This is a genomic window from Bacillus nitratireducens, from assembly GCF_036320425.1.
Lineage (GTDB): Bacteria > Bacillota > Bacilli > Bacillales > Bacillaceae_G > Bacillus_A > Bacillus_A nitratireducens.
Map to the genome: position 1 here is coordinate 455,037 of NZ_JAUMJO010000004.1, position 25,240 is coordinate 480,276.

Genomic DNA, 25,240 nt, shown 5'->3' on the forward strand with positions numbered 1-25,240 from the left:
ATTAATAGGGAAGAAATGCTCCTTATCTTTGGAGATAGTTATAAAACAAGAGAAGGAGGAGAAACACTAAAACATTACAAGAATGTATTAATTAATCTTCTAATGTTCTTTTTAAATTGTTTCCCTTTAAAATATTCCATTTATCATGCTCCTCACTCTGTTTTGCAAATGTCTAGCTTACTTTTAAAAACTTTGTAACAGAACCTTAAAAATAATAAAAACCCACGAAGAAAATGCATTTTCTTCGTGGGTTTAGTTATTTAAATGGACTTTCACCTAACTCAAGAAGCATCCGCACCTTCAAACTGACTATTATAAAGCGAAGCATAGAAACCATCAGCTTTCAATAACTCTTCATGATTACCTTGTTCTACAATATCGCCGTCTTTCATGACAAGGATTAAATCTGCATCACGTATTGTTGATAATCTATGAGCGATAATGAAGCTTGTTCTACCTTCCATAAGGTTTTCCATCGCTTTTTGAATCAGTACTTCTGTACGAGTGTCAATGGAGCTAGTTGCTTCATCGAGTATTAATATTTTCGGATCCGCTATAAGGGCACGTGCAATTGTTAGTAGTTGCTTTTGTCCTTGGGATACGTTGCTTGCTTCTTCGTTTAGTTCCATTTGATATTTATTTGGTAATGTTTTTACGAAATTGTGAACGTGAGCTGTTTTCGCTGCTTCAATTACTTCTTCGTCTGTAGCATCGAGTCTACCGTAACGTATATTTTCCATGATGGAGCCGTTAAATAGCCAAGTGTCTTGAAGTACCATACCAAACATGTTGCGCAGGTCTACTCGCGTGAAGTCTTTTATATCGTGACCGTCGATACATATTGCACCGCTGTTTATGTCATAGAAACGCATTAACAGTTTTACAATCGTTGTTTTACCAGCTCCGGTTGGTCCGACGATCGCTACCTTTTGTCCAGGTTTAATGTTAGATGAGAAATTATTGATGATGATCTTATCTGGATTGTATCCAAATTGAACATCTTGGAAGGTAACTTCTCCTTGAACTTTTTGCAGCTTCACTGGATTTTCTGCTTCTGGCACTTCCTCTTCTTCTTCTAAAAATTCGAAGACTCTTTCTGCAGCAGCTGCAGTGGATTGAAGTACGTTCGCGATTTGCGCTACTTGAGCGATGGGTTGCGTAAAGCTTCTAACATATTGCACAAATGCTAGAATGTCTCCAACTGCGATGGTTCTCTTTACCGCAAGCCATCCACCTAAAATAGATACAGCGACGTAACCGATATTACCGATAAATGTCATAATCGGCATCATCATTCCGGATAAAAATTGAGATTTCCATGCGGAATGGTAAAGGGTATCATTTACCTTTTCGAATTTTTTTACTTCTTCTTCTTCTTTGTTAAAGGCTTTTACGATATTGTGACCACTATAAATTTCTTCGACCTGACCGTTTACGTGTCCTAAATATTCTTGCTGGGATTTGAAGTATTTTTGTGATCGTTTTACGACTGCCATGATGAGAATCATCGATACTGGCAATATTAAGAGCGCCACTAATGTCATTTGCCAGCTGATTGATAACATCATGATAAGTACACCGATGATTGTAATAACGGATGTGATGATTTGCGACATACTTTGGTTTAAAGTTTGGCTCACCGTATCTACGTCATTTGTAATTCTCGATAATACTTCACCGTGCGTTGTTTTATCAAAGTATTTCAGCGGCATACGGTTAATTTTTTCATCGATTTCTTTTCTGAAGTTATAAGATACTTTTTGAGCTACCCCAGAAATAATGTACCCCTGGATAATACCAAACACAGTGCTCAGTATATATAATCCAAGGAGTAAAATGACAATGTTTCCGATATAGGTAAAGTCAATGGCCGCACCAGGTGCTCCTGATACTTTGCTTACAAGTCCTTCGAAAAGTTTTGTTGTCGCGTTTCCTAAAATTTTTGGACCAACGATTGTAAAGGCTGCACTACCGATTGCGAAAAGGATAACGATTAAGATTGATAATTTATAGGGCTTCAAGTATTGAAGGAGTTTATTCATCGTTCCTTTGAAGTTTTTTGCTTTCTCAATCTTTCTCATGCCGCCCATATGACCGCCACCGCCAGGACCAGGGCCGCTTTGTTTTGTATTTTCTATTTTTCTATCACTCATGATGACAACTCCTCTCTTGAAAGTTGTGATAAAGCAATTTGCTTATAAACTTCACAGTTTTCCATAAGCTCTTCATGAGTACCAGTTCCAACTATTTTTCCTTCGTCAAGTACAATAATTTTATCGGCATTCATGATTGTACTGATTCTTTGAGCAATAAGTAAAATAGTACTTCCTGTAATCTCATTGTTTAAAGCTCTGCGCAATGCTGCGTCTGTCTTAAAGTCAAGAGCTGAGAAACTATCATCGAATATGAAGATTTCCGATTTTTTCGTAAGAGCACGCGCAATAGAAAGTCTTTGTTTTTGACCACCGGAAACGTTCGTACCACCTTGTGATATTTCTGTACGGAAGTTTTCAGGTTTCGCGTTAATAAACTCCATAGCCTGCGCGATTTCTGCCGCTTTTTCGAGTTCTTCTTCAGTTGCTTCTTTCTTACCGTATTTCAAATTACTCTCGATTGTACCTGAGAAGAGAACTCCTTTTTGCGGTACATAACCAATTTTCTCTCTTAATTCCTTCTGCGATACTTCTCTAATATCCGTGCCATCTATTAATATTTGGCCGCTTGTGACATCGTAAAAGCGTGGAATTAAGTTGATTAATGTTGATTTACCACTACCTGTACTTCCGATGAAAGCTGTCGTTTCACCAGGTTTCGCAGTAAAGGTGATATTGGAAAGCACATCTTCTTCTGCACCTGGGTATCTAAAGCCAACATTTTTAAATTCAACGTAACCTTTCTTGTCTGAAGCAAATGTTTTTGGCTCTTTTACATCACTAATGGTAATGCCAGTATCTAAAACTTCTGCGATACGTTGTGCGGAAACTGAAGCACGTGGAACCATAATAGATACCATTGAAATCATTAAGAAGGCCATGATGATTTGCATTGTATATTGCATAAATGCCATCAAATCACCAACTTGCATATGTCCCATATCCACTTGGTGTGATCCAACCCAAATAATAAGTACAGTAACGGCATTCATGATAAACATCATCATTGGCATCATAAATGACATTAAACGGCTTACAAATAAATTTGTTTTTGTTAAATCTTGATTTCCTTTTTCAAATTTCTTTTCTTCATGTTTTTGATTATTAAAAGCACGAATAACAAGCATACCGGTTAAAGATTCACGAGTGATTAAGTTAATTTTATCTACTAACTTTTGGATACGCTTAAACTTAGGAATCGCGATGCTAAATAAACCAATGACTAGGCTTAAAATCGCAATTACCGCAACTGCGATAATCCATCCCATTGAAAGGTCTGTAGTAAGTACTTTAATAATGCCGCCGATACCTAAAATTGGTGCATAGAATACAATGCGAAGCATCATAACCATAAGTGTTTGAACTTGTTGGATATCATTTGTACTTCTTGTGATTAGAGATGCAGTGGAAAACTTATCAAACTCCGCATTCGAGAAGTTTGTAACTTTCCGAAATACTTTCTTTCTAAGGTCCCTGCCGAGTCCTGCAGCTACTTTTGCAGCAAGTAAACTCACGATAACGGTAGCTGCCATACTTACTAAGGATAAAAGTAGCATTTTCCCGCCGGAAGTAAGAATAAAATTAGATTGGAGTTTATCAGTATTGATACCGATTTTCTTATACTCATTCTCGATGTATGAAACAGCTGACTGTGTTACCATGCTGCCTGGCATATTCTTAAACTTTTCATCTGCCTTTTCTTTCATTGCATTGATTTGATCTTGAGGAAGTTTCGCAATGATTGCAAAAGGATCTGTATTTGGCGGCAGTTTCGCTGGTGTGTTGTTGTCGCCTGTCGCAGCAGGAGAGAAAGCAGATGAGCCACCTTTTTCAATTCCTTGTGTAATTAACATTGGTTTCCCAAAGATATCGTTAAGTTCGTTAATTATTTTTGTATCTTCTGTATGTAACTTATAAAGTGGCTCTTTATCAAGCTGCGGATAATCTTTGAAGTCATTTTTTAGTTCACTTTGAGAGAGGTCGTTCTTATCTAAAAGCACATAGTTGTCAGCAACTTTTTTCTTCTCGTTTTCATTCATAAAGAGCGTAAGTTTATCCATCTCACTTTTACGAATAACCTCAGGTACTGCATTTTCTACACCTTTTTGTTGAATCCCTACATTGACAATGTTAGACATGTAGTCTGGCAGTGATAGATCGCATACTGCCTGTACAGTTAAAAGACATACAACCGCAATGATGGAAGCAATAAATGGTTTTAAATGTTTGATGATCTTTAACATTTAGTTCATCTCTCCATTTTCTTTGTCTAATTTTTTTAGTTTTTACTCCGCTTCTCTCCTTTATTCTTCGTATTCTCAGTAATTCATTCTAACAGCTCTTTACGTATTTTCGACTACAGATTAATTTTATGACTATATGAATATATGATGCAAATTTTAGGGTGTAGATGTTGTTTTATAGGACTTAAATCCCAAAATAGAACGCACATGTTTATTGATAAAACGATGATCTTGTTCCACTATATCATTAATATATCTAACTAATCTTTTCTGGCGGAAAACCAGAATTTCGTAAACTAACTGAATTGATTGATGAATATCGGATTAATATGTTTCCTGTACTCTTAGGCAGTGGAATACTTTTATTTAAAGAAATTACGGACAAAATCAATCTTAAACTTATAAAAACAATACATTTAAAACCGGAGGAAAATGTTTGACTACTCGGCAATTCAACTATCGGGTGCTAATGTTCAACAACGCGTACCGAAAATAATCAAACATATTTTATAAAAAGTGATTCTATAAAATATGTTTAGAGCCTATTTTGGATAACTCTTTTTTTCAAAAACAGGTTTTTTATATTAGGTAAATTAGCAGTAATAGACTTACCAACATAACGTACAGGAAATCGACTTTTCTCTTGTCGAAATTTACTTAGCATACAGTGGTCATATATTTTCAAGAATAACGGAAGAATATATAGAAAATGCTACATAAACGTGAAGTTTGATCAACTTAGGGGGGACAACCTTGTTCAATCACATAGTAAAAGCTGTACCCAATTTATTTACGATTGGAAATTTATTGTGCGGTGTTTTTTCAATTACCATGAATATGAGTGACTATTTGGAAGTAGCCTCCATTTTTATTTTCTTTTCAGCTGTTTTAGATCTCCTTGATGGAAGAATTGCGAGAAAATTAAAAGTGAACAGTGAGTTTGGTGTACAATTGGATTCCTTAGCTGATATTGTTAGTTTCGGAGTTGCTCCTGCACTTTTATTTCATTCGATAGCAACACCATCTATTTTAACTTCTTTGGCATTTATCCTTTTCCCAACGATGGGTGCTTTAAGATTAGCTAAATTTAGTATAAAACCAACCATTGGATATTTTAAGGGATTACCTATTCCAGCTGCTGGATTACCATTGGCCGGTATGGGATTGTTTTCATATAGCAATGCATGGATTACATTAATCCTTGCTCTCTTAATGGTAAGTCCAATTAGGTTTAAAAAACTTTAATTGGGATCCCATCTATCGCTTTAATTTCATTTGTGAAACGGTTCGCTAATATCCATCAAGTTGAGGTTTTTGATGTTATTCATCATTTTACGAATACAGCGATGGGACAGACTTTAAAGAGCTTACCTATTGTAATTGCTCATAATAGATTGTGAAATTGAATAGCCTCCAGTTTTTGAGGTTATTGTTTTTATTTCGGATATGTATTAAAAGAAAGGATATTCGTCTCTATATTGAACGAATCAATCTTTCTTCTCTAATGCCTCAAACGATAAAAATGCACTTCGTTGCTATAAAAGGCAAAAAATTTTCGTTTTGTGGATTATTTATTTTCTTAACTTGATAGCGATGTGGTGGTACCCCTTGTTTAAAAGAACTCTTACCTCCAAAAATACTTAGTTACGCCCAAATAACATAATAAAAAGATTAGGAAATCACTCCTAATCTTTTTGTTTATTACTATTCCATTGCCCCAGCAACGTCATAATCGTTTAAATCTAATTCAATTGGTTGTCCTAATGCCAGTTTAGCAAGTTGAGATCCTAAGTATGGTCCCGCAGTTAAACCTGAAGCACCTAATCCGTTTGCAACGAGAATACCTTCAAATTTAGGTAGTGGACCAATAACAGGTAAGAACCCTGGTGTAAACGGTCTAAAGCCAACTCTTGTTTCAATCATTGTACCATCTTCTAAACCAGGCGCTACTGTTAACGCTTTATGGAATACTTCATGTAAACCACCCGCTGTTACACGGTGATCGAAACCAGTGTCATTTTCATGGGTAGCACCGATTACGACATGACCATCGCCAAACGTTAAAATATATTGATCGTTCGGCGGCATAACAACTGGCATATTTCCTGTTGCTGTATTTTCCATTTGTAAATGAACAATTTGTCCTTTTTGGAACGTAACTAAGAAATTAATTCCTAATGGGTTTAAGATTTCGTTCGCCCATGCGCCTGCAGTTACCATTACCTTTTCCGCTACAATTGTTTCGTCATTTACTTTAACTCCCGTAATATGATTCCCTTCACGGACTAATACTGCATCACCTTTTATGAAAGTTGCACCATGCTTTTTCGCAGCGCTTATTAATGCGTTGCGTAATAATCTTCCATTTACTCGTGCAGCGCCACTAATATGAACAGAACTATATTCTTCCGATAATGCTGGGAATAACTTTTTCGTTTCTTCAGCTGATAAACGAGTGATTTCACCAATCTCCGGTGCATCTTCACGGCGTTTATACGCTCGCTCTTCCATTTGATCTAGTTTTTTCTCATCAGTATGTAAACTAATTGCACCTACACGGTTGTAACCTGTATCCGTTTCACCGTCTTCTTCTAATTGCTGAATTAACGAAGAATAGTAACGTGCACCGCCTTTAACGATTTTATACCATGCTTTATTACGACGTTGCGACAGCCACGGACAGACAATACCTGCTGCTGCATCAGTTGCTTGACCTAAATCTTGACGATCTACAATAGTAACCTTCGCACCATTCTTAGCAAGATGATAGGCAGTAGATGCCCCTAAAATTCCCGCTCCAACTACAATATACGATTTCATTTCAAACACCTTTTCTCTTTTGCTAATTATTTAAATATAAGAACATACTTTAGTATACTGAAAGGAATCCTCTTTTCAATGTACTCTTTGCAATTAATTGTTGCATCATTGTGACGTTCCTAATTATTATTTTTTCTTCTTACGGAATAATTCAATTGTTTTATAGCCTTGTGAAAGGATTTCAATCATTTTCTCAAGACGTTTATCGCGTGTTTTTTCTTGTTTCACAGAAAATAAATTACGTGCCCAATTTTTTTGATAACCAGGAGTTAAACTTTGATAAAACTTAAGTTCAGCTGGATGATTAGCCAATAATGCTTCGACATCTTGAATACGATCTGCATAATCAGCAACACATTGACTCATAGCAGGCGTTTTCGTCGCTTTTTTCTTTTCGCGCTTTAAGCCTACAACAGTAAAGACGTCATCCATACTTACCATTCGTGCAAACTTAATATCACTCTGTCCTACATACCCATCTTCGCCAACGTTTAATGCTGGGAACATTTCATCACGGTGAATAAACGTACTGTAACGAGAATTACCTTTTTTCGGATACGCGAAGAATATGTAACCTTTTTCAATTAGTAATTCTTCATTACTAATAATATAATTCGTTTGTTTTACCATTTCATCAAGTGTTTCTACAAATACAAAAATGGCATCGTGTTCTTTTGAAAATGCAGTTTCTTTCCCTGTAAAAATGTCATAATCACTAGGTTCATTAATTACGACCATATTTGTATACTTATTAAGTTTCAATTTATCAATAATTGACATGAAAATCTTCCTTTACATTCAAAATTCATTGTTTATACTGTTCTAGTGTATTATATCTAACTAGAAAATCAAACTTTAATAGTTGTTTTAAATTAAGCTTTTAGTATTTTTTTATTACTTTTTTATACATAAAAAAAATAGACTAGACTCAATTTCAAGCCCAGTCAATATATCATCCGTGTTTTCCTCTATAAACTGTATTCCTATTTATTAATCCTCTACATTTACTCCGACCCGAATTGCTGTATCTATTTGTTGATTGTATACGGTTACTTTTTGAAAAGGATTATGTATTAAAATCGGTGTTAGATCATAGACTCCTTTGTCTTTGTTTATGGGAATTTGAGACTTTACAGTATAAACTGTATTTGGTTCTAAATCATAAAATAATACATCCTTATTATCTATAAATTTCATTTGCTCCCAATCAAAGAATTGTATTAATGCATATTGTTTTCTTGAATTACTATTATTGCCGACCTTCGTATAGAAATTCAAATTTTTATCGTTAGTTACTTCTTGAGTTAACCATCTCTTGTAATTATTTTCTTTAGCAATAAAAACACCATCTAAAATATCCTCTGTTTTCTTTTCTCCGTAACTATTAAATTTAACTTGATTATTTACAGTCTCATCCCCACCTACTACTGTACTAAATCTTACAAACAGAAGATTTGAGGCATCAGTTTGTTTCCTGAACTCTTCATCCAATATCTTTTTATCTGGGAATTTAGCAATAACAAAAGTTATATCATGCAACCCCTTTGGTAATGGTGGAATTTCTATCGGGATTTCCACTGCTTCTCCCGCACCTACTTGAAAGGTGAAGTCTTTTGCTAACTCTCTATCATCAACTTTAAATTTACTTTGTTTATAATCAACAAGTAGAAACATCTTATAAACTCTTTCAGTTTTAATTAGATTTCCTAAAGAAATAAATTTTTTAAGACTTTGATTTTCTTCTATATTAAAGTTGAAATCCTTCTCGATTTCTCCATTTAGATTATATATCCCTAAATTAATTCCCCCAGTTTTGGCAAAAGGCAATTTATCTCGATTTAATGCACTTTCAATAGTTGATTTGAAATTAGTGCTATCTAATGAAATTCCGGAAAAATGATTAGTTTGTTTTTTATCTTTGGTGCAGCCACTAAACAATAATAATATTACTAACATATATACTAGCCTAGTGTGACTCATTTCATCACCTCTAATATAAATTTTATAAATTCGAAAAGCATATTAGAAGAAATCTTTTAAATCAAAATGAATAAAATAGCCGATTCTGAATAAGAACCGGCTGGCTATTTGTTTCATCACAACTCAATAGCAAATAAAGTATATAAAAGCTCCCTATATTGAGCTTCTGTAATTACGCGTTTCGTTTTTTCCTCATGAATCATTTCAGTTAAACTCGTATTCGTTAATGAGACATGGCCAGATTCCGTCAATTTAACTGCAATTGGTCCCTTATTAAAAATAGATTTCTCATCTTCTATTACTCTTTTATGAACATCGTTCACTACTGCTTCATCAATGATACGATTATAAAAAGCATGACAAACTTTCCACTCTCCGTTCGTATCTTTTCTTTCTAGAATGTAATTTCCTTTACTTGTGTCTCGTTTTCTCACTCGATACGAACCATTTTTAGAGGAAACAGACTCTCCAGTAAAAGGTACAGGGATTAAAGGTACTAATGAAGCGATACCTACATCAATTAAGTATCGTTCGTTAGCATAATTTAAAATAATCGTTATATGCCCATCCTCAAGTGCCCATGCGTTTATTTCATTTTTATATACGGTTCCAAGTGCAAGTTGTACATCATAACCACAATCTTTTAAAAAGTAGTAAAATAGAGTATTTAATTCATAACAAAGTCCGCCGCGAGATGTAGTTAAAATTTTATTCTGTAAATTCCCCATAGTAATTGTATTCGCATTGCGTGCTATAACATCTAAATTCTCAAATGGTATAGTGTGTGCAAATGCAAAGAGAATTGTATTTAATTCTTCAAACTTAACTTCAGTACGGTTTGCAAGATTCAATCTTGTAAAAAGCTTTTGTTGTAGACTTGTCATAATCAGCACCCCTTAAATTTTATAAGTTAAAATAGTATATGCTGATTGTAAATTTGATGGGGTACTGAAACAATGTACATTTCGTTTAACTGTACCGGTACAAAAATTCTAACTCACAAGATTACTTAAGAAAAGAAGCTACAAATACAAATTTAATAGTTTGTCTATAGGTAAATTATTATGATCGCTTAAATCAACAAAATATTGAAGTTGCCACATTTGGCTCTTTTTAGCTTGGTTGCTAACAGGGATATCCCAAATTGGATAAATTCTCATAGCCATCTTTCCTTTTTGACTTTGCGTCTTCAATATTTTTTCTTTAAGAAGAGTTTCTTTAGGGAAAATAAATTGCCCTAGTTTATTATCATCTATACAAGTGATAACTAATAAGTCAGGAGCAGCGTCATAAGAAAACGCTTGATTTTGCATATTGTCATCTTTCTCCCAAAAAGAAACAAATTGACCAATTTTATTAGGAGTAATTTTTGATATTCTAAAACGAATGCTTTTATGATTTAAGTGGAATAAACATCCTGCATATTCTGCGTTTTGCTTTTCTTCTTTTAGATTCGTGATTATTAATTTGTTAGGATTGTAAACTAAATTGTTTAATTTTCGGATTGTATCATTAAAAGTGTTCAAGAAAAATCCCCCTTTATTCATTTCTTAGTTTACCACAAACGTTAGTTCTTATATGTTGTAAATAATTAGCGACATGAAAAGAGGAAGATTTTACTGAGGTATTATTATTACTTTAATGTACTTAGTTTTTCAATTGCTTGTTGTTCAGTTGCTAAGTAAAAAATGTCTTTCCCTTTATTACATTCATAAATAAAATCTTTTAAGCTTTTACTAGTATACATAGAGAAATCTCCAATGATAGCAATCTTTACCTTGTAGTTTATAAACTTTTGAAGAATATCACCCGCAAGGCGTGTTTTTAAGTCAAAGAACTTTTCACTTATTAATGATTTGTCGATAATAATATGTTTCGTATCTACTTCATATTGAACTGTTGCCATAAGATCCAACGCAGTTTGAACATCAGATATTAGTACTTTATCATTTTTTATGACCGCAATATTTATTCCATCGATAACTAATTTCTTTATTTCCATAGTCTCACCCCTTTATTACTTACACAGTATGAGTAAATTTGTATTGCAGCTCTTCATATTAATCATAGTTCAAATTAGATACAGCAAACAAAGTAGCCTCTTGTTATTTCAAATATAAATTATTTATATTACTAATACGGTCAATGAAATTATTAAATATCGAGATCGGTTTTACTTGTTATAAAAATATTGTGGTTTAACATAACTTAACAAACTATCCAAAGTATTAATCTCGGCATACGGTTGTATTTCGGCAGTGTTCTTGATTATCTGAGGGTTAAACCATACGCCCTTTATATTTGCATTTTGACAACCAGCAATATCCTTTTCTAAGTCATCCCCAACAAATAAAGTATTTTCCGGCTGTACATTTAGCTTATTTAATGCTAATTCGAATATACGTTTATCAGGTTTACTAAGTCCCACTTCTTCAGAGATAATGATAGTATCAAAGTAATTGTTTAAATTTGTGTTAATTATTTTAGCTTTTTGTCTATGCGTTGAGCCATTTGTTATAATTCCAATTTTAAAGTGCCTCTTTATATGATTTAAGAAATGAATAGTATTTTGGTCTATTGAAAAACATTTAGGGAAATTTTCATTCCAGAAATCTTGGATATAATTGTGTGGCAATCTATATTTCGGCGCGAATTCATTAAATAATGATTCTAAAACTATCGTTTTATCACGAATGCCGTATTCTCTTTTATCGTATTCTTTGAATTTCTGTAACATATTGTTTTTGACTATATCACTAACATCCTCATAACACTTTTCTAAAACAAATAAAAACAATTTATCTACTGCCTTATCCCTATCAAGTAACGTATCATCTAAATCAAACAGCATCGCTTTATAACTCATCAAATAATTTCACAACCTTTCTCACATGATTTAAATAATCCCTAGTTCGCACCTTAGGCCTTTACTAAATTAGCAAAAAAACTCCAAAATTTGTGGCGTACGCTCTAGAATTTCGCTGGCTTCTTTTATATTTAAATTCATCTCCCTTTCTCCCTTCTAGTAAAGTATCGAAAGTATATTTTCAAACAGTTTAAAAAACTACATGCAATTTACATTATTATACATTAGTTTTTCGTAAATATTAATCGTTCAGCTTTTTATATGATAAGTTTTTTCAAGCACACAAATATTTCTCCATAAAAAAGGAATATGGGTAATAATACTTTTTTATGGAGAATACACAATCTTGAAAATGGAGCTAATACGTTAATCGTCCCACTGTTTCTCCACATAAACTACAGATAGTACGGCTATAATGACTACCAGAGGTGATATTATGAAAAACTATCATATTCTCGTGGTAGAAGACGATCAAGAAATTCAGGAATTAATTAAACAATTTTTAATGACACAACAGTATACAGTGGTAGTCGCATCAGATGGATTAGAGGGTATGACACAATTTAATAAGCAATCCTTTGATTTAATTCTTCTAGATGTAATGATGCCCAATCTTAATGGATTTGAAGTATCCAAGATGATTCGAAGTCAGTCAAACGTACCAATTATTATGCTAACTGCGTTAGAAGAGGAAGAAGATCAAATGAAAGGGTTTGATCTTGGAATCGATGATTATATAACAAAACCCTTTTCGTTTCATGTTTTGATTAGACGAGTCGAAGCTGTACTTAGAAGAAGTTATGATAAAAATGTAAATAATCATTTGGTATTTAAAGAAGTGCGTATCGATGTTGATGCATATAGAGTATATGTAAATGACATTGAAATTTTATTAACGACAAAAGAATTTGAAATTCTACAACTACTATTTCAAAATGAGAGAAAAGTACTCACAAGAGAAAATATCGTAGAAAAAGTTTGGGGGTACGATTATTTTGGAGAAACACGAATAATTGATACACACATTAAAAACCTACGTAAAAAATTAGCTATTCCTTACATTAAAACAATAAAGGGTATTGGTTATAAAATTGATGAGTAGCATTATAAAAATTATGAAGATGAAGCAAATTACTTATAAACTCTTTATGACTACCTCTCTCATTTTGTTATCCTTTGCAGTATTGATTTATTTAACTTTATACTTCTTTCTCCCTACGTTTTATGAGCAATACAAAACAGATCAACTTCAAACAGGGATAAAAGAAATCATTGATAAGTCTAAAGATCTTACGTTTCAAGATGCGATACCACTTTTTGATGAATATGCCAAAAAAAATAATGCGATACTTTATCTTCAAAATAATGAGGGAATAATTAAATACTCTCCTTCATTTTCTTTTACTCAAAATGGTTCGCAAACAACAGTAGTTACTAGAGCGACACGGTTCGAGAATGCAGGTACCCTTAGCAATTCATATAACGTTACGAAACCAATTCAATTCCAAGATGGTAGTTTAACGCTTATAGTCTTTGCTACATTTCAACCAATTGATGAAGCTTCACAGGTTTTAGTACGCTTTCTCCCCTATATTAGTATCATTGTACTCGTAATTGGTATAGGGAGTGCTTATTTCTATTCCAGGTTTATTACAAAACCACTTATTTATATTAATGAGGGTGCACAAAAGATGGCAAATTTAGATTTCTCCGAAAAAATTGAGGTTCGCTCTACAGATGAGTTAGGAGAATTATCTAATAGTTTGAATGACATGTCTATTAACTTACAACAAGCTATGTTTGATTTAAAAAAAGCAAATCAACAATTAAAAAATGATATTGAAAAAGAACGAGAAATAGAAACAAAACGCAGAGAGTTTTTTGCGATTGTAGCACATGAATTAAAGACCCCTCTTACTGTAATGAAAGGATACTTAGAAGGGATGATATACAATATTGGCCCTTATCAAAATCGTGATCAATATTTAAAGAAAAATCATCAAATTATTGAAAGTATGGAACAATTAGTTCGTGAAATTTTAAGCATGTCGAAATTAGAACAACACACCTTTAAACTAAAAATAGAAGAAGTTAATCTTTCAAAGTTAATAGGTACAATCACAAAAGATCTCGAATTTTTTGCTTCTCAAAAAAGCATCCAAATAATAAAAGAAATTGATTCTGATCTTTCTGTTTATACAGATCGTGTTCTTTTTGAAAAAACATGTAAAAATATTATCCATAATGCGGTCATGTATTCACCACATAATGAAAAAGTCTATATAAAGTTAAGTGAGGATTCTAAACAAGGTCAAATCAAAATGCAAATTATGAATACAGGTGTCAATATTAAAGAAGAGGATATACAACAAATTTTCAAACCATTTTATCGAATTGAAAAATCAAGGAATCGAAATACTGGAGGAAGTGGTTTGGGGCTATATATTGTTAAACAAATTCTTGAAACGCTAGATATAAAGTATTCTATAAAGAATATGGAACGTAGTGTACAATTTAGCATGAACATTCCATTATCTAAACAAAAAACAAACAAACTCCCCTCTTAGTAGGACGAGTTTGTTTGTTTTTGTAGTTTTAGTATTGTTATTTTTCGAGTTACTTTTTAAGCATTATTGGGATTAGCCTTTTTACCAATCCACATACCTAAGCCCACCATGCCAAGCCAACAGTAAATTGCTAACATAAACATCAATCGTTGTACGGATAACCCTTCAATCTGCATTTGACTCTTCCCAACAATTGTTTGGAAAAGTTGCGACCATTCGACATTGTAAAATACCCCTACTCCCACAATCACAATCAATATAAAAAATTGTAAAAATATATTCCCCACATTTCTCCATGTTGTGTAAATGAGTAAAGAAAGCTCTCTATGTGTAGTATCCACCATATATACTTTCAAATTATTTTGAGAAGAAATACTATTAATGGCATAGCTCCCAAATGTAACGCTAAGGACTATAAATATTGGAGAATAAAACCCGAATATCATGATTAAAGTACTTACTAAAAACAAATGGATTGGATTAACTTTCTTAGCAGCTTTGATATCTAAAAATATGGACATCAAAATCCCTAATAGGTATGGTCCAACTACAATGAAAATACAGATTAACATGTTATAGAAAGTAAAACTATAAAAAATACCTATCAAAAATAAATATCCATTTCCTAATCCAAGTAAAAATGATTCTGCCTTTAAGCGAATTGGTAAAGAAGATGAAAGTTTATGAAAGAACTTTCCTTTCAACAAACTCAAAAACATGAAACAAATAAGCGCTATAGAGAGTAGAAAGAAACAGAAAATATATTGGTCATTATTTATGTTACGACTTGTTCGTATCAAAAGAATAAGCATTGAGACAAAAAGAAACTTTCCTACTACCGATACGATAGAGATAGGTAAAAGCCCTTTGGCTAACTCTGTTCTCGGCATTTTTTTTATAGCAAAAAGGATACTGATTAAACAAATCCCATATATACATGTTATCAGCGGCGGCGATAGAAAACTAATCGCTAACAATACGATTATTAGTAAAAGAAAAACGATGCCAATAATAATCGCTTGTTGATTTTTATTATAAATCTTTCCCCCGCCTTCCACATGTAGAAACAATAAAGTACTCGTCATGGTAGAAATTGTACTAACTGCAAAACCAGAAACTAACGCACTTATTTCGAGCCATCTTGAACTCCATCCAAAGAAAGTAACACTAAGTAATGATACTATCAGAATAGAAACAGTCCAATATAAGGAGCGGTGAATCCCAGCCTTATTCACAATAGGTATCCAGATAAACACACCCGTCATATAAGTTGTATAAAACAAGATTGATGGCCAGTATCCCTCAAAGCCTTTCGAAATCTGTAATCCATAAACAATATAAATAAGCATGGGTGTAAAGATAGTCGTTATTAGTAGACTAAATGTAGTTATACTTTGCACCACAAGTCTTTTTTGCTTTGGCGTATGTATCGTATAACACCTCACTTAAAATGAAATCAGTAGTTGTTATTACTTATTTTATCCGAAACGAGGTTGTTATATATGCGCTATCCAATTGAAATTCCCGTTACAAGGAAAATTCAATCTAAATCCATATTAAATTAAGTGAAGTTCAAAAAAATGGATTTTGCGATGCTGAAAAACAAAGTTAATGGATATATTAAAAACTTTAATCATAAATGGAACAAATGTGTTACTTAGATTGTCTATTACGTATAAAAAGGTGCTTTTGGTAGTACTCTCATTTTGCCATGCAAGAAACACATGAGGAGTGCTATCTGGTAGATTTATTAATTGTATCGGTATGTAAAATACCTAAACAAAATCCATATATTCTTGAAAGAGGTTGAAAATGTATGATAGTTTCAAAGAAGTTTTTTCACATTGCACATTATAAAAAGATGCTCCCTGTAGTATTACTTTCATGTGTAACGCTTATAGGCTGTTCCAATAGTAATATTCAATCCGAATCCCCTAAACAAACCAAACAAGAGCATATAAGTAATCAATCTTTTGTTAAGCTTGAAAAAGATTATGATGCTAAGCTTGGTATTTATGCATTGGACACAGGTACGAATCAAACCGTTACTTATCGTTCAGATGAACGGTTTGCATACGCATCTACCCACAAAGCCCTTGCTGTAGGAGCACTGTTACAAAAGACATCAATAGAAGATTTAGATCAAATAATTAAGTATACTAGCAAAGATCTTGTGAATTACAATCCAATTACTGAAAAATATGTAGATACAGGTATGACTCTGAAAGAGCTTGCGGATGCTTCCATTCGATATAGCGATAATACTGCACAAAATCTTATTCTTAAACAATTAGGTGGGCCAAGTGAATTCAAAAAATCACTGAGAGAAATAGGAGATACTGTCACAAATCCTGAACGTTTTGAACCAGAATTAAACGAAGTGCAGCCAGGAGACACTCGTGATACTAGTACCCCAAAGGCATTAGCTACTAGTCTTCAAGCATACGCGCTAGGCGATATACTTTCCATTGAGAAACGGAACTTTTTAATAGATTTGATGAAAAGAAATACTACGGGGGACAACTTAATTCGTGCTGGAGTTCCAGGAGAATGGGAAGTAGCCGATAAGACTGGCTCTGGGTCTTATGGAACAAGGAATGATATTGCAATCATTTGGCCACCAAATAAAAAGCCAATTATTCTTGCGATACTTTCTAATCATGCGAAAGAAGATGCGAAATACAATGATAAACTTATTGCAAATGCAACTAAAATAGTGTTAGATTCTTTAAAAGTAACGAATAAATCATAGTAATGAATTTAAGCTACTCCTACTTTACGGCACATATAGTTAGACTTGTACTTATCTAAACGCTAAGAAATGTAAGTGTATTTTCAGGCAACGAAGGAGGCAAAAGCCTCCTTCTACTCCTAATCGAACTCTCATCCCATTCCTAAAGAAGACGCCACCACATCGTAGTGGTCTTTCGCGTTCGAATCTCCTATTTAGAGTTAATATTTTACGTTTCCTTTCATCTTCAACCATTCTAATGCTCAATCATATTACGCATATTTTTAGATTTTCCATTTGTAGCTATATTAATCGAGACATTTAAATCTAATTCTTTATTTTGAAGGGATATTCCCCCCTCTTTTTTATATTGTTTCCACAATTTAGAATTCTGCCGATATAAGGAATGTGATAACTGATACGTGTCAATCCCTCTTTCGATTCCTTTTCGGTACGTTTTTTTTATTTCTTTTTCAACTTGGTTCTCTGCAATTTTTTTAATATCATTTACAGGCATATAATTTATTAATTGAAAAATATCAGCATCGAAATGGATGTTCATAAGCATGCGTAACTTTCCATTTTTAATAAAATGCTTTGTATCTATCTTTGGATTTTTTAATACTATATGTCCAATGATTTTCTTGTTAAATTTTAATAGTAATGGAGCTCGTTTAGTATTTTCATCCGTCCATCGAACACCAGCAATATCATGGCTGTTTAAATGATTTATATAGGATTTATCGTTTATAAAACCATAACCACTAAATTTTAACATTGGAAATGATGTATGCCCTTTTTTCCAATATGTTTTAGTTGTAGCTAAGAAAGGAATGCGAGTTGTCATCCCAGGTTCATAATAATTTCTTTGGAATTTATATAAAGGTAACGGATCTATTATTGTATATTGCTTGGTTATCTCTTTTGGTAAATTAATGATTGTATATAATTGAGAAATATTTAATATATTATTGTTCGCTAATATATTTTCTAAAGGCTCCTTAGTTCCAAATATCCACATAGTATCTCGAAATTGAAAAAACCGAGAAAAAAAATCATTAAATTGATTTAAGTCGCCATGTTTTAGAAACCTCTCTGTTACAACAATTGTTTTGAGATGCTCCCATGAGATTTCTTGTTGAGCACCCTTATAAAAATCAAATGCTGCCTCATCTAAAATGGGGCCTTTTCCCTTTCCGATATAGGCCTGGCTATAATTACGGGTAGTGCTCCCTTCTTGTTTAGCTATGTTAGAAAAATTAATAAATTGCGGACGGATGATATAATTATTATCTTTAAAATCGATACCTAGACTATTTATATACAAAACGTGATGCAACTCTCTTTGATCCCAACACCCTGTTAGAAACGTACACATCATAAAAAGAAATATAACTATTCTTTTATTTTTCTTCATCGGTACTCTCTCTTTTCCTTGTATTATCTTGCGTATGCAATTCTTTAGGTCTTTTTTTCATATACGTGAAAGGAAGTCTAAATGTGGCTGCTAGCATACTTTTAAACACAGGGGGTGAATATGGTGTAAAGAATGGAACTCCAAAAGAGCGTAAATTTACTACATGTATCACCATCACAAGGACACAAAAGATAAAACCCACTATGCCTAATAAAGAAGATACTAAGAATACTACATACCGCAATATACTTATTATTCCTGTTACTGACTGATTAGTTAAAGCAAATGTCGAAACAACCGAGATTGCTATTATAATGACCATAGATGCTGAAACAATTCCTGCACTAATAGCAGCTTGTCCAATAATTAATCCCCCTACAACAGATAATGTTTGACCAAATACGGCAGGAACACGCAATCCTGCTTGTCTCAAAATTTCAAATAAGGTCATCATAATTAGCCCTTCTAAAGGAGCTGGAAAAGGAATCCCTTCTCTTGATAAGCTTAATGTAGCTAGCAACGTATAGGGAATCTGATCTGGATGATATGTAATTAGTGCTATCCAAATTCCTGGAAGAAATATAGAAATCGCTATCCCCAAAAGACTTACAAGTCGTACAAAGCTACCGAATATGTAGAAAAGATCTTGATCTTCAGATGTATTCACAAAAAAAGGAAATGTAACTGGTGCAATTGTCGCTGTTGGTGACCCTTCAACTAATAAAATAAAACGCCCATATAGCAAACAATTCACAGCATAATCAGGGCGTCCAGTATATTCAACTAAAGGAAATACACTAAATTGATTGTTTGTAATTAATTCTTCAATTTGTGCACTTGAAACAACCCCGTCTATTTTAATTTTTCTTAATTTTAATCGAACTTGATTAATGATATCTTGGGATGCGACATCTTTTAAATACAAGAGTGCTACTTTAGTTTGTGTTCTTTCTCCAATAATAAATTCTTCATAACTAAGAGAACTCGTTTTTAGCCTTTTTCTAATTAATCCTATATTTGTGTTTAACTCTTCAACAAATCCATCACGTCCACCACGAATAGTCATCTCTGTATTTGTTTGTTCAACTGACCTTGTAGGTATTTGGGCAATATCAACTATATATCCATGTTTAGATTCTTCAAAAATAATAAGGAGGTTACCTTCAAATATAATCTGAGAGATAGTTTCATTCGAATTTACCATATCTAATTTCTTTACTGATAACTGGGGAATTAATGTTGAGAGGTTAAACTCTTCTATTGAATTACTTGAAAGCTCTTTGCAAACATGGGATGATGTGGCTTGTTTTAATTTTGTATTGTCAATTAAGTTTTGACAATACATAAACAATACTGAATTCTTTTTTTCTTTCTCATCCAAATCACGCTTTATTACTTTTACATCGTTGCATCCTTCAAACCACTCTAGTACTATCTTCTCATTTATTTCTACTCGTTTGTTCATCTACGTTGTCTCCTTCAAACTCAGCAACCTTATATAAAATACATCCTCATACTCTTTTAAGAGCTTTTCTTAAATTTAGCAACCCATACAAACACTATTAGTAAGATAGAAAACAAAAATAGTCCTAATGCTGAAACTGGTAAAATAATTTGAGATACAAACCAATAGAAACTAGAGTCACTGATGGGTAGTATACTTATTAATAAAATACATGAAAGTATTGCAAACATAACCCCATTTCTCGTTTTCCGATTTGTAATTGATAACAAATCTGGAATAAGAAAAACAACAAGTGATAAACGAATAAAGATCCCTACAAGCCACTGATACACGGAGAGAAAGTCTAAATTTTCAATGTACCTTCCTATTGACACAAGTCTCCATTCTTCAAATGCTGGATACCGTTGGTTTGCTGCTACGAAAGGTCCAAATTCTATAATAGCTGCCATAACTGGGCCTATTGTGATACCAATAATAACCATTCCCAAAGCAATCAGTTGATATAATTTGACTTTTGAACAAATGTGATGCTGTAAGAAAAGAATAAAAATTAACTCTAAAAATCCTGCTGCAGGATAAACCATCCCCCTAAATACTGGCTTCATTCCATTTTCCATCATTGGCTGAAGTAAAGAATAATCTTTATGCGGAACATTTGCAAACATTACAAAAAAACCAAGTAGGAATACAATAGGTAACAAAACACCTGTTGTAAGTGCAATAGATTGAATTCCTCTTGTAGCATTATAGAGACAAATCATTGAAAAAAGTATTCCTAATACAAAGTGAGGTGTTTCTGGTAAATAAAAAGAGAAAAAAGTTAATGTTTCTTTTAGTGCAACGACACCAATTGTTATTAAATAAATCACAACTATGAATATGATTGGATATACACTGAGTTTCCCAAAATTATTTTTTAACCACGAAAACAAGTGTTCATTTTTTATGTTTCTATATATGATGAATATTAATGAAATCCAAATCAAGTATATAATGCTTACTAATATGATAGAGATCCACGAATCTCTACCCGAGGTATCTAATAACATAGGAATCATAATGACATGATTAATTATCCCTATACTACCAATGAGTATCATAGAAACTTGAAATAAAGTAATTGTTTGCTTAGTCATACATACCACCATATTTTGTAATGAATAAATATTACATAGTATAACTGATACATTGCATCTTTATTCCAAATGGTTAGTGCTTAGAGCCATGGACAATTAAACGCTCTTATTTATAAAATCTATCACATGAGATGTAAGCTAGTTCCTTTTTACAGATAAATAATTAAACGGGACAGTATTTAGATCATACATCTAGATACTGTCCCGTTTTTTATATGCAATTCTTGAATGATATAGTAAACCGATCATAACAAAAAGAACCTGTAGAATATACTACAAGTTCTTTTTCGAAATTTGTTAAAAAGGGAATAACAAACTATATTAACATTCAATACAGGGAGACCATTTTGATTATGGCTTGGTTATATTGTATATCAAATATAAATATTTGAAGAAACTGATTTCGAAAATTATGTGAATTAAAGACTAGGGTATTTATATTAAATTTCGTTTACTACCAACTTCTTCTTACTTAAATAAACTGCACGATCTGATTTTTTAGCAACTTCCTGTGAGTGCGTCACAACAATAATACATTTATTTTCTTTATGTGCAAGTTCTTGAAACAGTTCTATTATATCCATTGCCGTTTCTTCGTCGAGGTTTCCTGTCGGCTCATCCGCAATCAGTAAATCAACATTACAAGATAACGCTCGAGCAATTGCTACACGCTGCTGTTGCCCGCCACTTAGTTGCAGAACATTTCGTTTCGCTTCTACTTCTGTAAGTCCTACTTTTTCTAATAATTCTAACGCTCTTGCCGTTTTATTTTGCACTTTAACACCTGTAATTTCCATTGCTGTTAAGACATTTTGAAGAGCAGTCATATAGGTAATCAAATTATAAGATTGGAAAATTACCGATACATTTTGATTACGGTACCGATCCAAACCAATTTTTCGAATATCCTTTCCATTAAACAGTACATAACCATTTTTAGGTATATCTAGCCCACAACCTAAGCTAAGAGTAGTGGTTTTACCAGATCCGGATGGTCCTAGAATCGTGTAGAAATGTCCTTTTTGAAAAGAAAAGTTAACATTTTCTAGTATCGCTACTTTTTTTCCGTTACTTTCATAATAATAATCTAAGTTTTTAAACTGTAAAATCGTCTCCATATCGAGCCCCCTTATTCATCTTTTAAAAGAATTTGTTTTGGATTCAGGCGTAGAATAGATAATGCTGGAAGAAGCGTTGCTAATATAGCAATAGCTAGTCCAATCCCCCCCATTTTCCCTACATCTTCTCCTGTTACACTTACATTAATTTTATCAATTGGATCCTCTTTTTGATTTTGTACAGTTCCACCAGGTCCAGCTACCATCACAGTTCCATTTTGTGAGGTGTTTGTTTCTTCTCCTGCTGTAGCAATTTCACTCGAAAGTAAATTATTCCCTATGAATTGAGAAATTTTTGCTCCTGTTGTTATGGATAATCCAAATGCTAAAATAGCGATACATACTACTTCTACTACGAACTGCGCCATCAGTTTCCACTTTTTCTCTCCAATGGACAATAGAATCCCCATTTCTTTACGACGTGCTTTAATCGATAACATAATGATTAACCCTAATATAATCGCCCCTGCAATCGATACAATATAAATAATCATTTGAGAAGTAGAAGAGATATTTTCGATAGGACCAATCATTTGTTTGTACAACGAATCATGTGCATCTAATTTATAATAATTAAAATCAATATCAGATTTTTTTGCTTCTTTTTTAAATGCATCAATGTTTTGTGGATCTTTCAAGAAATACACGACTTGAATGCTACTTATACCTTGATCTACTTCTAATTTTTTCATAGTTGAATGCGGCATATATAGTTTATTAGCTGGATCCATTATAGGAGGTGCCTGTTGACCCATGGCTTGCTCATTCGTTTCGTAAATGCCGATAATTTCAACCTCCAGGGTTTCCTTCTTATCCCCTGATTGCACTTTAACTTTGTCTCCTACTTTCAAATTGTTTAATTCCGCTAATCGTTTTTCCATTAAAGCTACATTCTGATCTTTCATCTGTTCTGTAATTGGTTTCCCATCAATGATTTTACTTTTTCCATTCTTAAAGCTTTCTTGTAATGCAGTTTTGCGAATGCCCTCAATCATAAAAGAAGAATTCATATCTATTTCTGTACCGGAGCTTGAACCGCCTCGTACAGCCGCCATTCCCGCCTTACCTTTTCCTTCTTCTTCTCCTTCTGAAGCTCCTACTAGTTTAAGTCCATCCGAAATTCCGAAAGTGTTAGTTATGTAATTATAGTCTTTTACATACTTTGACTTCGCTAATTGATCTGCTTCTTTTGTATTAAGCTTTGGCGGATTAGGCATCTCTCCAGTTTCCCTAGCTTGTTGACCTAATTTGTCAAAATCAAGACTTAAAGTAACATCTGCACCGAGTTTTTTTCTTGCTGCATCAGCAGCTTTTTTTGATGCATTTTGGATTGTAAATCCTGCCAACACTAAATTTGTAACAATTAGGAAAACCGCCATCAAAATTAATGATGTTCCTACTCTTTTTTTCATACTGAGAATTGCTCGTTTCATAAAGTTCATTTTTTCTTACCTCCTTGATAACTTGTATTCTATATAGGTTATCTAGAGTCTATATGGAGCTAATCAGTAGTTTATCTAGAGATATAAGGAGTTTATGTGTAGTTATTCATTGACCTGGTCAAGAAAAACCGGAACACATATTCAAAAACGTAATCGTTTTTGAATATGTGCAAGGAGGTATATGGCTTTAGATAGCATTGAATGAGAGCATACAAATCCATGCTTATTACGTAATTTCTATACAACAAATAAAAACCACCCTATTTGGATGGTTATATGTGTGCTTGTTAAATATGAAAATTCATTAAAGAATATGGAGGTTTATTGAAGTTGGTCGGATTTTCTAATAACAATATGGTGTTAAAAAGCCTAACTTATAATTTTATAAGTTAGGCTTTTATGCTATCTATAAGAAAAAGTTATAGAGACTCATAATATTTTATAATTTAACCTATTGTATTTAAACAAGTATAATAAAAGTAACAAGTGCATATATTAAGGAGGTTTTTTAATAGTGAAAGAAACTATAACATTTAGGATTGCAACGGCAGATGATTTAGATGAAATTGTAAAAATGCTTGCTGATGATGTTTTAGGAAATAAAAGAGAGCGCTATGAAACACCACTCCCTGATAGTTATATAAGAGCATTTCATGCTATTGATTGTGATCCAAATAACGAGTTGATTGTAGCGTGTGATGGGACGGAGATTGTTGGTATTCAACAAATTACATTTACGCCTTACATTGCACGTCAAGGGGGATGGAGAGCTACCATTGAAGGTGTACGGACAGCCTCATCAAAACGTGGTAAAGGTATAGGAAGTAAACTTATTAAATGGGCTATTCAACGTGCTAAATTACGGGGATGTCATTTAGTACAGTTAACAACAGATAAAGAACGACAAGAGGCTTTACAATTTTATAAGAAATTAGGTTTTAAAGATTCTCATGAAGGATTAAAACTCTTTCTCTAATGAATATAGCTATAGGCTTCGAAAATTATGGTAACAATCACTGTATTAAATATACAAATTGACACATTGTCTTTCATATAAATTACGTCACTTCAAAAGGTGTACCTTTTGATACGAAAATAAGCAAGTTAATGTTCTCTTTTATGAATGAGAATATTAACTTACTTTTTAGATTTTAGTAAAAATTATTTATAGTTTTATTTTATTGATAGCTTTATAATATAATATACAAATTCCTCACCTGTTTTATAATTCAAGCATCTACTATTAGGAAAAGAGAATATTTTACAATTAATTTACAGCATAAATTTTGTCCATTTTTTAGA

20 protein-coding genes and 1 pseudogene are annotated in these 25,240 nt (G+C 32.9%); 5 read left to right on the forward strand and 16 right to left on the reverse strand.

Features of this window, described 5'->3' with window-relative positions; all coding sequences use genetic code 11:
• Nucleotides 1-281: 281 nt before the first annotated feature.
• From Q3V31_RS17965 to Q3V31_RS17975, 3 genes and pseudogenes are all read right to left on the reverse strand, one after another.
• On the reverse strand, nucleotides 282-2,153 hold the full coding sequence (locus tag Q3V31_RS17965) for an ABC transporter ATP-binding protein (RefSeq protein WP_329765684.1): 1,872 nt from the start codon (nucleotides 2,151-2,153) through the stop codon (nucleotides 282-284).
• Nucleotides 2,150-4,396, reverse strand: coding sequence for an ABC transporter ATP-binding protein (locus Q3V31_RS17970; protein WP_000912549.1), 2,247 nt, complete (start codon nucleotides 4,394-4,396; stop codon nucleotides 2,150-2,152). Before Q3V31_RS17970 ends, Q3V31_RS17965 begins: the two co-directional genes overlap by 4 nt.
• A 162-nt stretch (nucleotides 4,397-4,558) precedes the next feature.
• Nucleotides 4,559-4,663, reverse strand: a pseudogene (locus Q3V31_RS17975) (IS6 family transposase); the annotation flags it as partial.
• Between the two features lie 486 nt (nucleotides 4,664-5,149).
• On the opposite strand from Q3V31_RS17975, the gene pssA reads away from it, so the two are divergent.
• Nucleotides 5,150-5,641: a CDP-diacylglycerol--serine O-phosphatidyltransferase gene (gene pssA, locus Q3V31_RS17980; protein WP_000481773.1), complete on the forward strand. Its 492-nt coding sequence runs from the start codon at nucleotides 5,150-5,152 to the stop codon at nucleotides 5,639-5,641.
• A 459-nt stretch (nucleotides 5,642-6,100) separates the two neighbouring features.
• On the opposite strand, the gene Q3V31_RS17985 is transcribed toward pssA, so the two are convergent.
• The 7 genes from Q3V31_RS17985 to Q3V31_RS18015 form a co-directional block, all read right to left on the reverse strand.
• Nucleotides 6,101-7,216, reverse strand: coding sequence for an NAD(P)/FAD-dependent oxidoreductase (locus Q3V31_RS17985; RefSeq protein WP_090813646.1), 1,116 nt, complete (start codon nucleotides 7,214-7,216; stop codon nucleotides 6,101-6,103).
• Between the two features lie 126 nt (nucleotides 7,217-7,342).
• On the reverse strand, nucleotides 7,343-7,996 hold the full coding sequence (locus Q3V31_RS17990; RefSeq protein ID WP_329765685.1) for a YdeI/OmpD-associated family protein: 654 nt from the start codon (nucleotides 7,994-7,996) through the stop codon (nucleotides 7,343-7,345).
• 210 nt (nucleotides 7,997-8,206) lie between these two features.
• Nucleotides 8,207-9,196, reverse strand: coding sequence for a hypothetical protein (locus Q3V31_RS17995; RefSeq protein WP_090813464.1), 990 nt, complete (start codon nucleotides 9,194-9,196; stop codon nucleotides 8,207-8,209).
• Nucleotides 9,197-9,312: 116 nt separating this feature from the next.
• Nucleotides 9,313-10,080 carry an arylamine N-acetyltransferase family protein gene (locus Q3V31_RS18000; RefSeq protein WP_090813463.1) on the reverse strand — a complete coding sequence of 256 codons (768 nt, stop codon included), beginning with the start codon at nucleotides 10,078-10,080 and terminating at the stop codon, nucleotides 9,313-9,315.
• Between the two features lie 138 nt (nucleotides 10,081-10,218).
• On the reverse strand, nucleotides 10,219-10,722 hold the full coding sequence (locus Q3V31_RS18005) for a MepB family protein (protein WP_001091371.1): 504 nt from the start codon (nucleotides 10,720-10,722) through the stop codon (nucleotides 10,219-10,221).
• A gap of 107 nt (nucleotides 10,723-10,829) precedes the next feature.
• Nucleotides 10,830-11,198 (reverse strand): DUF4180 domain-containing protein, encoded by a 369-nt coding sequence (locus Q3V31_RS18010; RefSeq protein WP_090813462.1) that lies wholly within the window; start codon nucleotides 11,196-11,198, stop codon nucleotides 10,830-10,832.
• A 171-nt stretch (nucleotides 11,199-11,369) separates the two neighbouring features.
• Nucleotides 11,370-12,062, reverse strand: a complete 693-nt coding sequence (locus Q3V31_RS18015; protein ID WP_000120527.1) for an HAD family hydrolase — start codon at nucleotides 12,060-12,062, stop codon at nucleotides 11,370-11,372.
• 436 nt (nucleotides 12,063-12,498) lie between these two features.
• Here Q3V31_RS18015 and Q3V31_RS18020 point away from each other — a divergent pair, with 436 nt between their 5' ends.
• Together Q3V31_RS18020 and Q3V31_RS18025 are read left to right on the forward strand one after the other, a co-directional pair.
• Nucleotides 12,499-13,164 carry a response regulator transcription factor gene (locus Q3V31_RS18020; RefSeq protein WP_000800740.1) on the forward strand — a complete coding sequence of 222 codons (666 nt, stop codon included), beginning with the start codon at nucleotides 12,499-12,501 and terminating at the stop codon, nucleotides 13,162-13,164.
• The gene (locus Q3V31_RS18025) at nucleotides 13,157-14,629 is read left to right on the forward strand and encodes a sensor histidine kinase (protein WP_090813461.1); all 1,473 of its coding nucleotides are present in this window, start codon (nucleotides 13,157-13,159) and stop codon (nucleotides 14,627-14,629) included. The genes Q3V31_RS18020 and Q3V31_RS18025 overlap by 8 nt, the downstream gene beginning before the upstream one ends.
• Nucleotides 14,630-14,685: 56 nt before the next feature.
• Here Q3V31_RS18025 and Q3V31_RS18030 read toward each other — a convergent pair whose 3' ends face one another.
• The gene (locus tag Q3V31_RS18030) at nucleotides 14,686-15,978 is read right to left on the reverse strand and encodes a hypothetical protein (RefSeq protein ID WP_033656805.1); all 1,293 of its coding nucleotides are present in this window, start codon (nucleotides 15,976-15,978) and stop codon (nucleotides 14,686-14,688) included.
• Between the two features lie 467 nt (nucleotides 15,979-16,445).
• Between Q3V31_RS18030 and bla the strand changes: the two genes are divergently transcribed.
• Nucleotides 16,446-17,381, forward strand: a complete 936-nt coding sequence (bla, locus tag Q3V31_RS18035) for a class A beta-lactamase (protein WP_000637281.1) — start codon at nucleotides 16,446-16,448, stop codon at nucleotides 17,379-17,381.
• 235 nt (nucleotides 17,382-17,616) lie between these two features.
• On the opposite strand, the gene gerXC is transcribed toward bla, so the two are convergent.
• The 5 genes from gerXC to Q3V31_RS18060 form a co-directional block, all read right to left on the reverse strand.
• Entirely contained in the window at nucleotides 17,617-18,777 is a 1,161-nt protein-coding gene (gene gerXC, locus Q3V31_RS18040; protein ID WP_097871941.1) for a spore germination protein GerXC, read from the reverse strand.
• On the reverse strand, nucleotides 18,764-20,242 hold the full coding sequence (gene gerXA, locus Q3V31_RS18045) for a spore germination protein GerXA (RefSeq protein ID WP_001042777.1): 1,479 nt from the start codon (nucleotides 20,240-20,242) through the stop codon (nucleotides 18,764-18,766). Before gerXA ends, gerXC begins: the two co-directional genes overlap by 14 nt.
• Before the next feature lie 56 nt (nucleotides 20,243-20,298).
• On the reverse strand, nucleotides 20,299-21,378 hold the full coding sequence (gene gerXB, locus Q3V31_RS18050; protein WP_000166385.1) for a spore germination protein GerXB: 1,080 nt from the start codon (nucleotides 21,376-21,378) through the stop codon (nucleotides 20,299-20,301).
• Between the two features lie 440 nt (nucleotides 21,379-21,818).
• Nucleotides 21,819-22,496, reverse strand: a complete 678-nt coding sequence (locus Q3V31_RS18055; protein ID WP_000447830.1) for an ABC transporter ATP-binding protein — start codon at nucleotides 22,494-22,496, stop codon at nucleotides 21,819-21,821.
• Between the two features lie 11 nt (nucleotides 22,497-22,507).
• Nucleotides 22,508-23,938, reverse strand: a complete 1,431-nt coding sequence (locus Q3V31_RS18060) for an ABC transporter permease (protein WP_001010241.1) — start codon at nucleotides 23,936-23,938, stop codon at nucleotides 22,508-22,510.
• 514 nt (nucleotides 23,939-24,452) lie between these two features.
• Here Q3V31_RS18060 and Q3V31_RS18065 point away from each other — a divergent pair.
• Nucleotides 24,453-24,914: a GNAT family N-acetyltransferase gene (locus Q3V31_RS18065; protein ID WP_000665292.1), complete on the forward strand. Its 462-nt coding sequence runs from the start codon at nucleotides 24,453-24,455 to the stop codon at nucleotides 24,912-24,914.
• The last annotated feature ends 326 nt before the right edge of the window (nucleotides 24,915-25,240 follow it).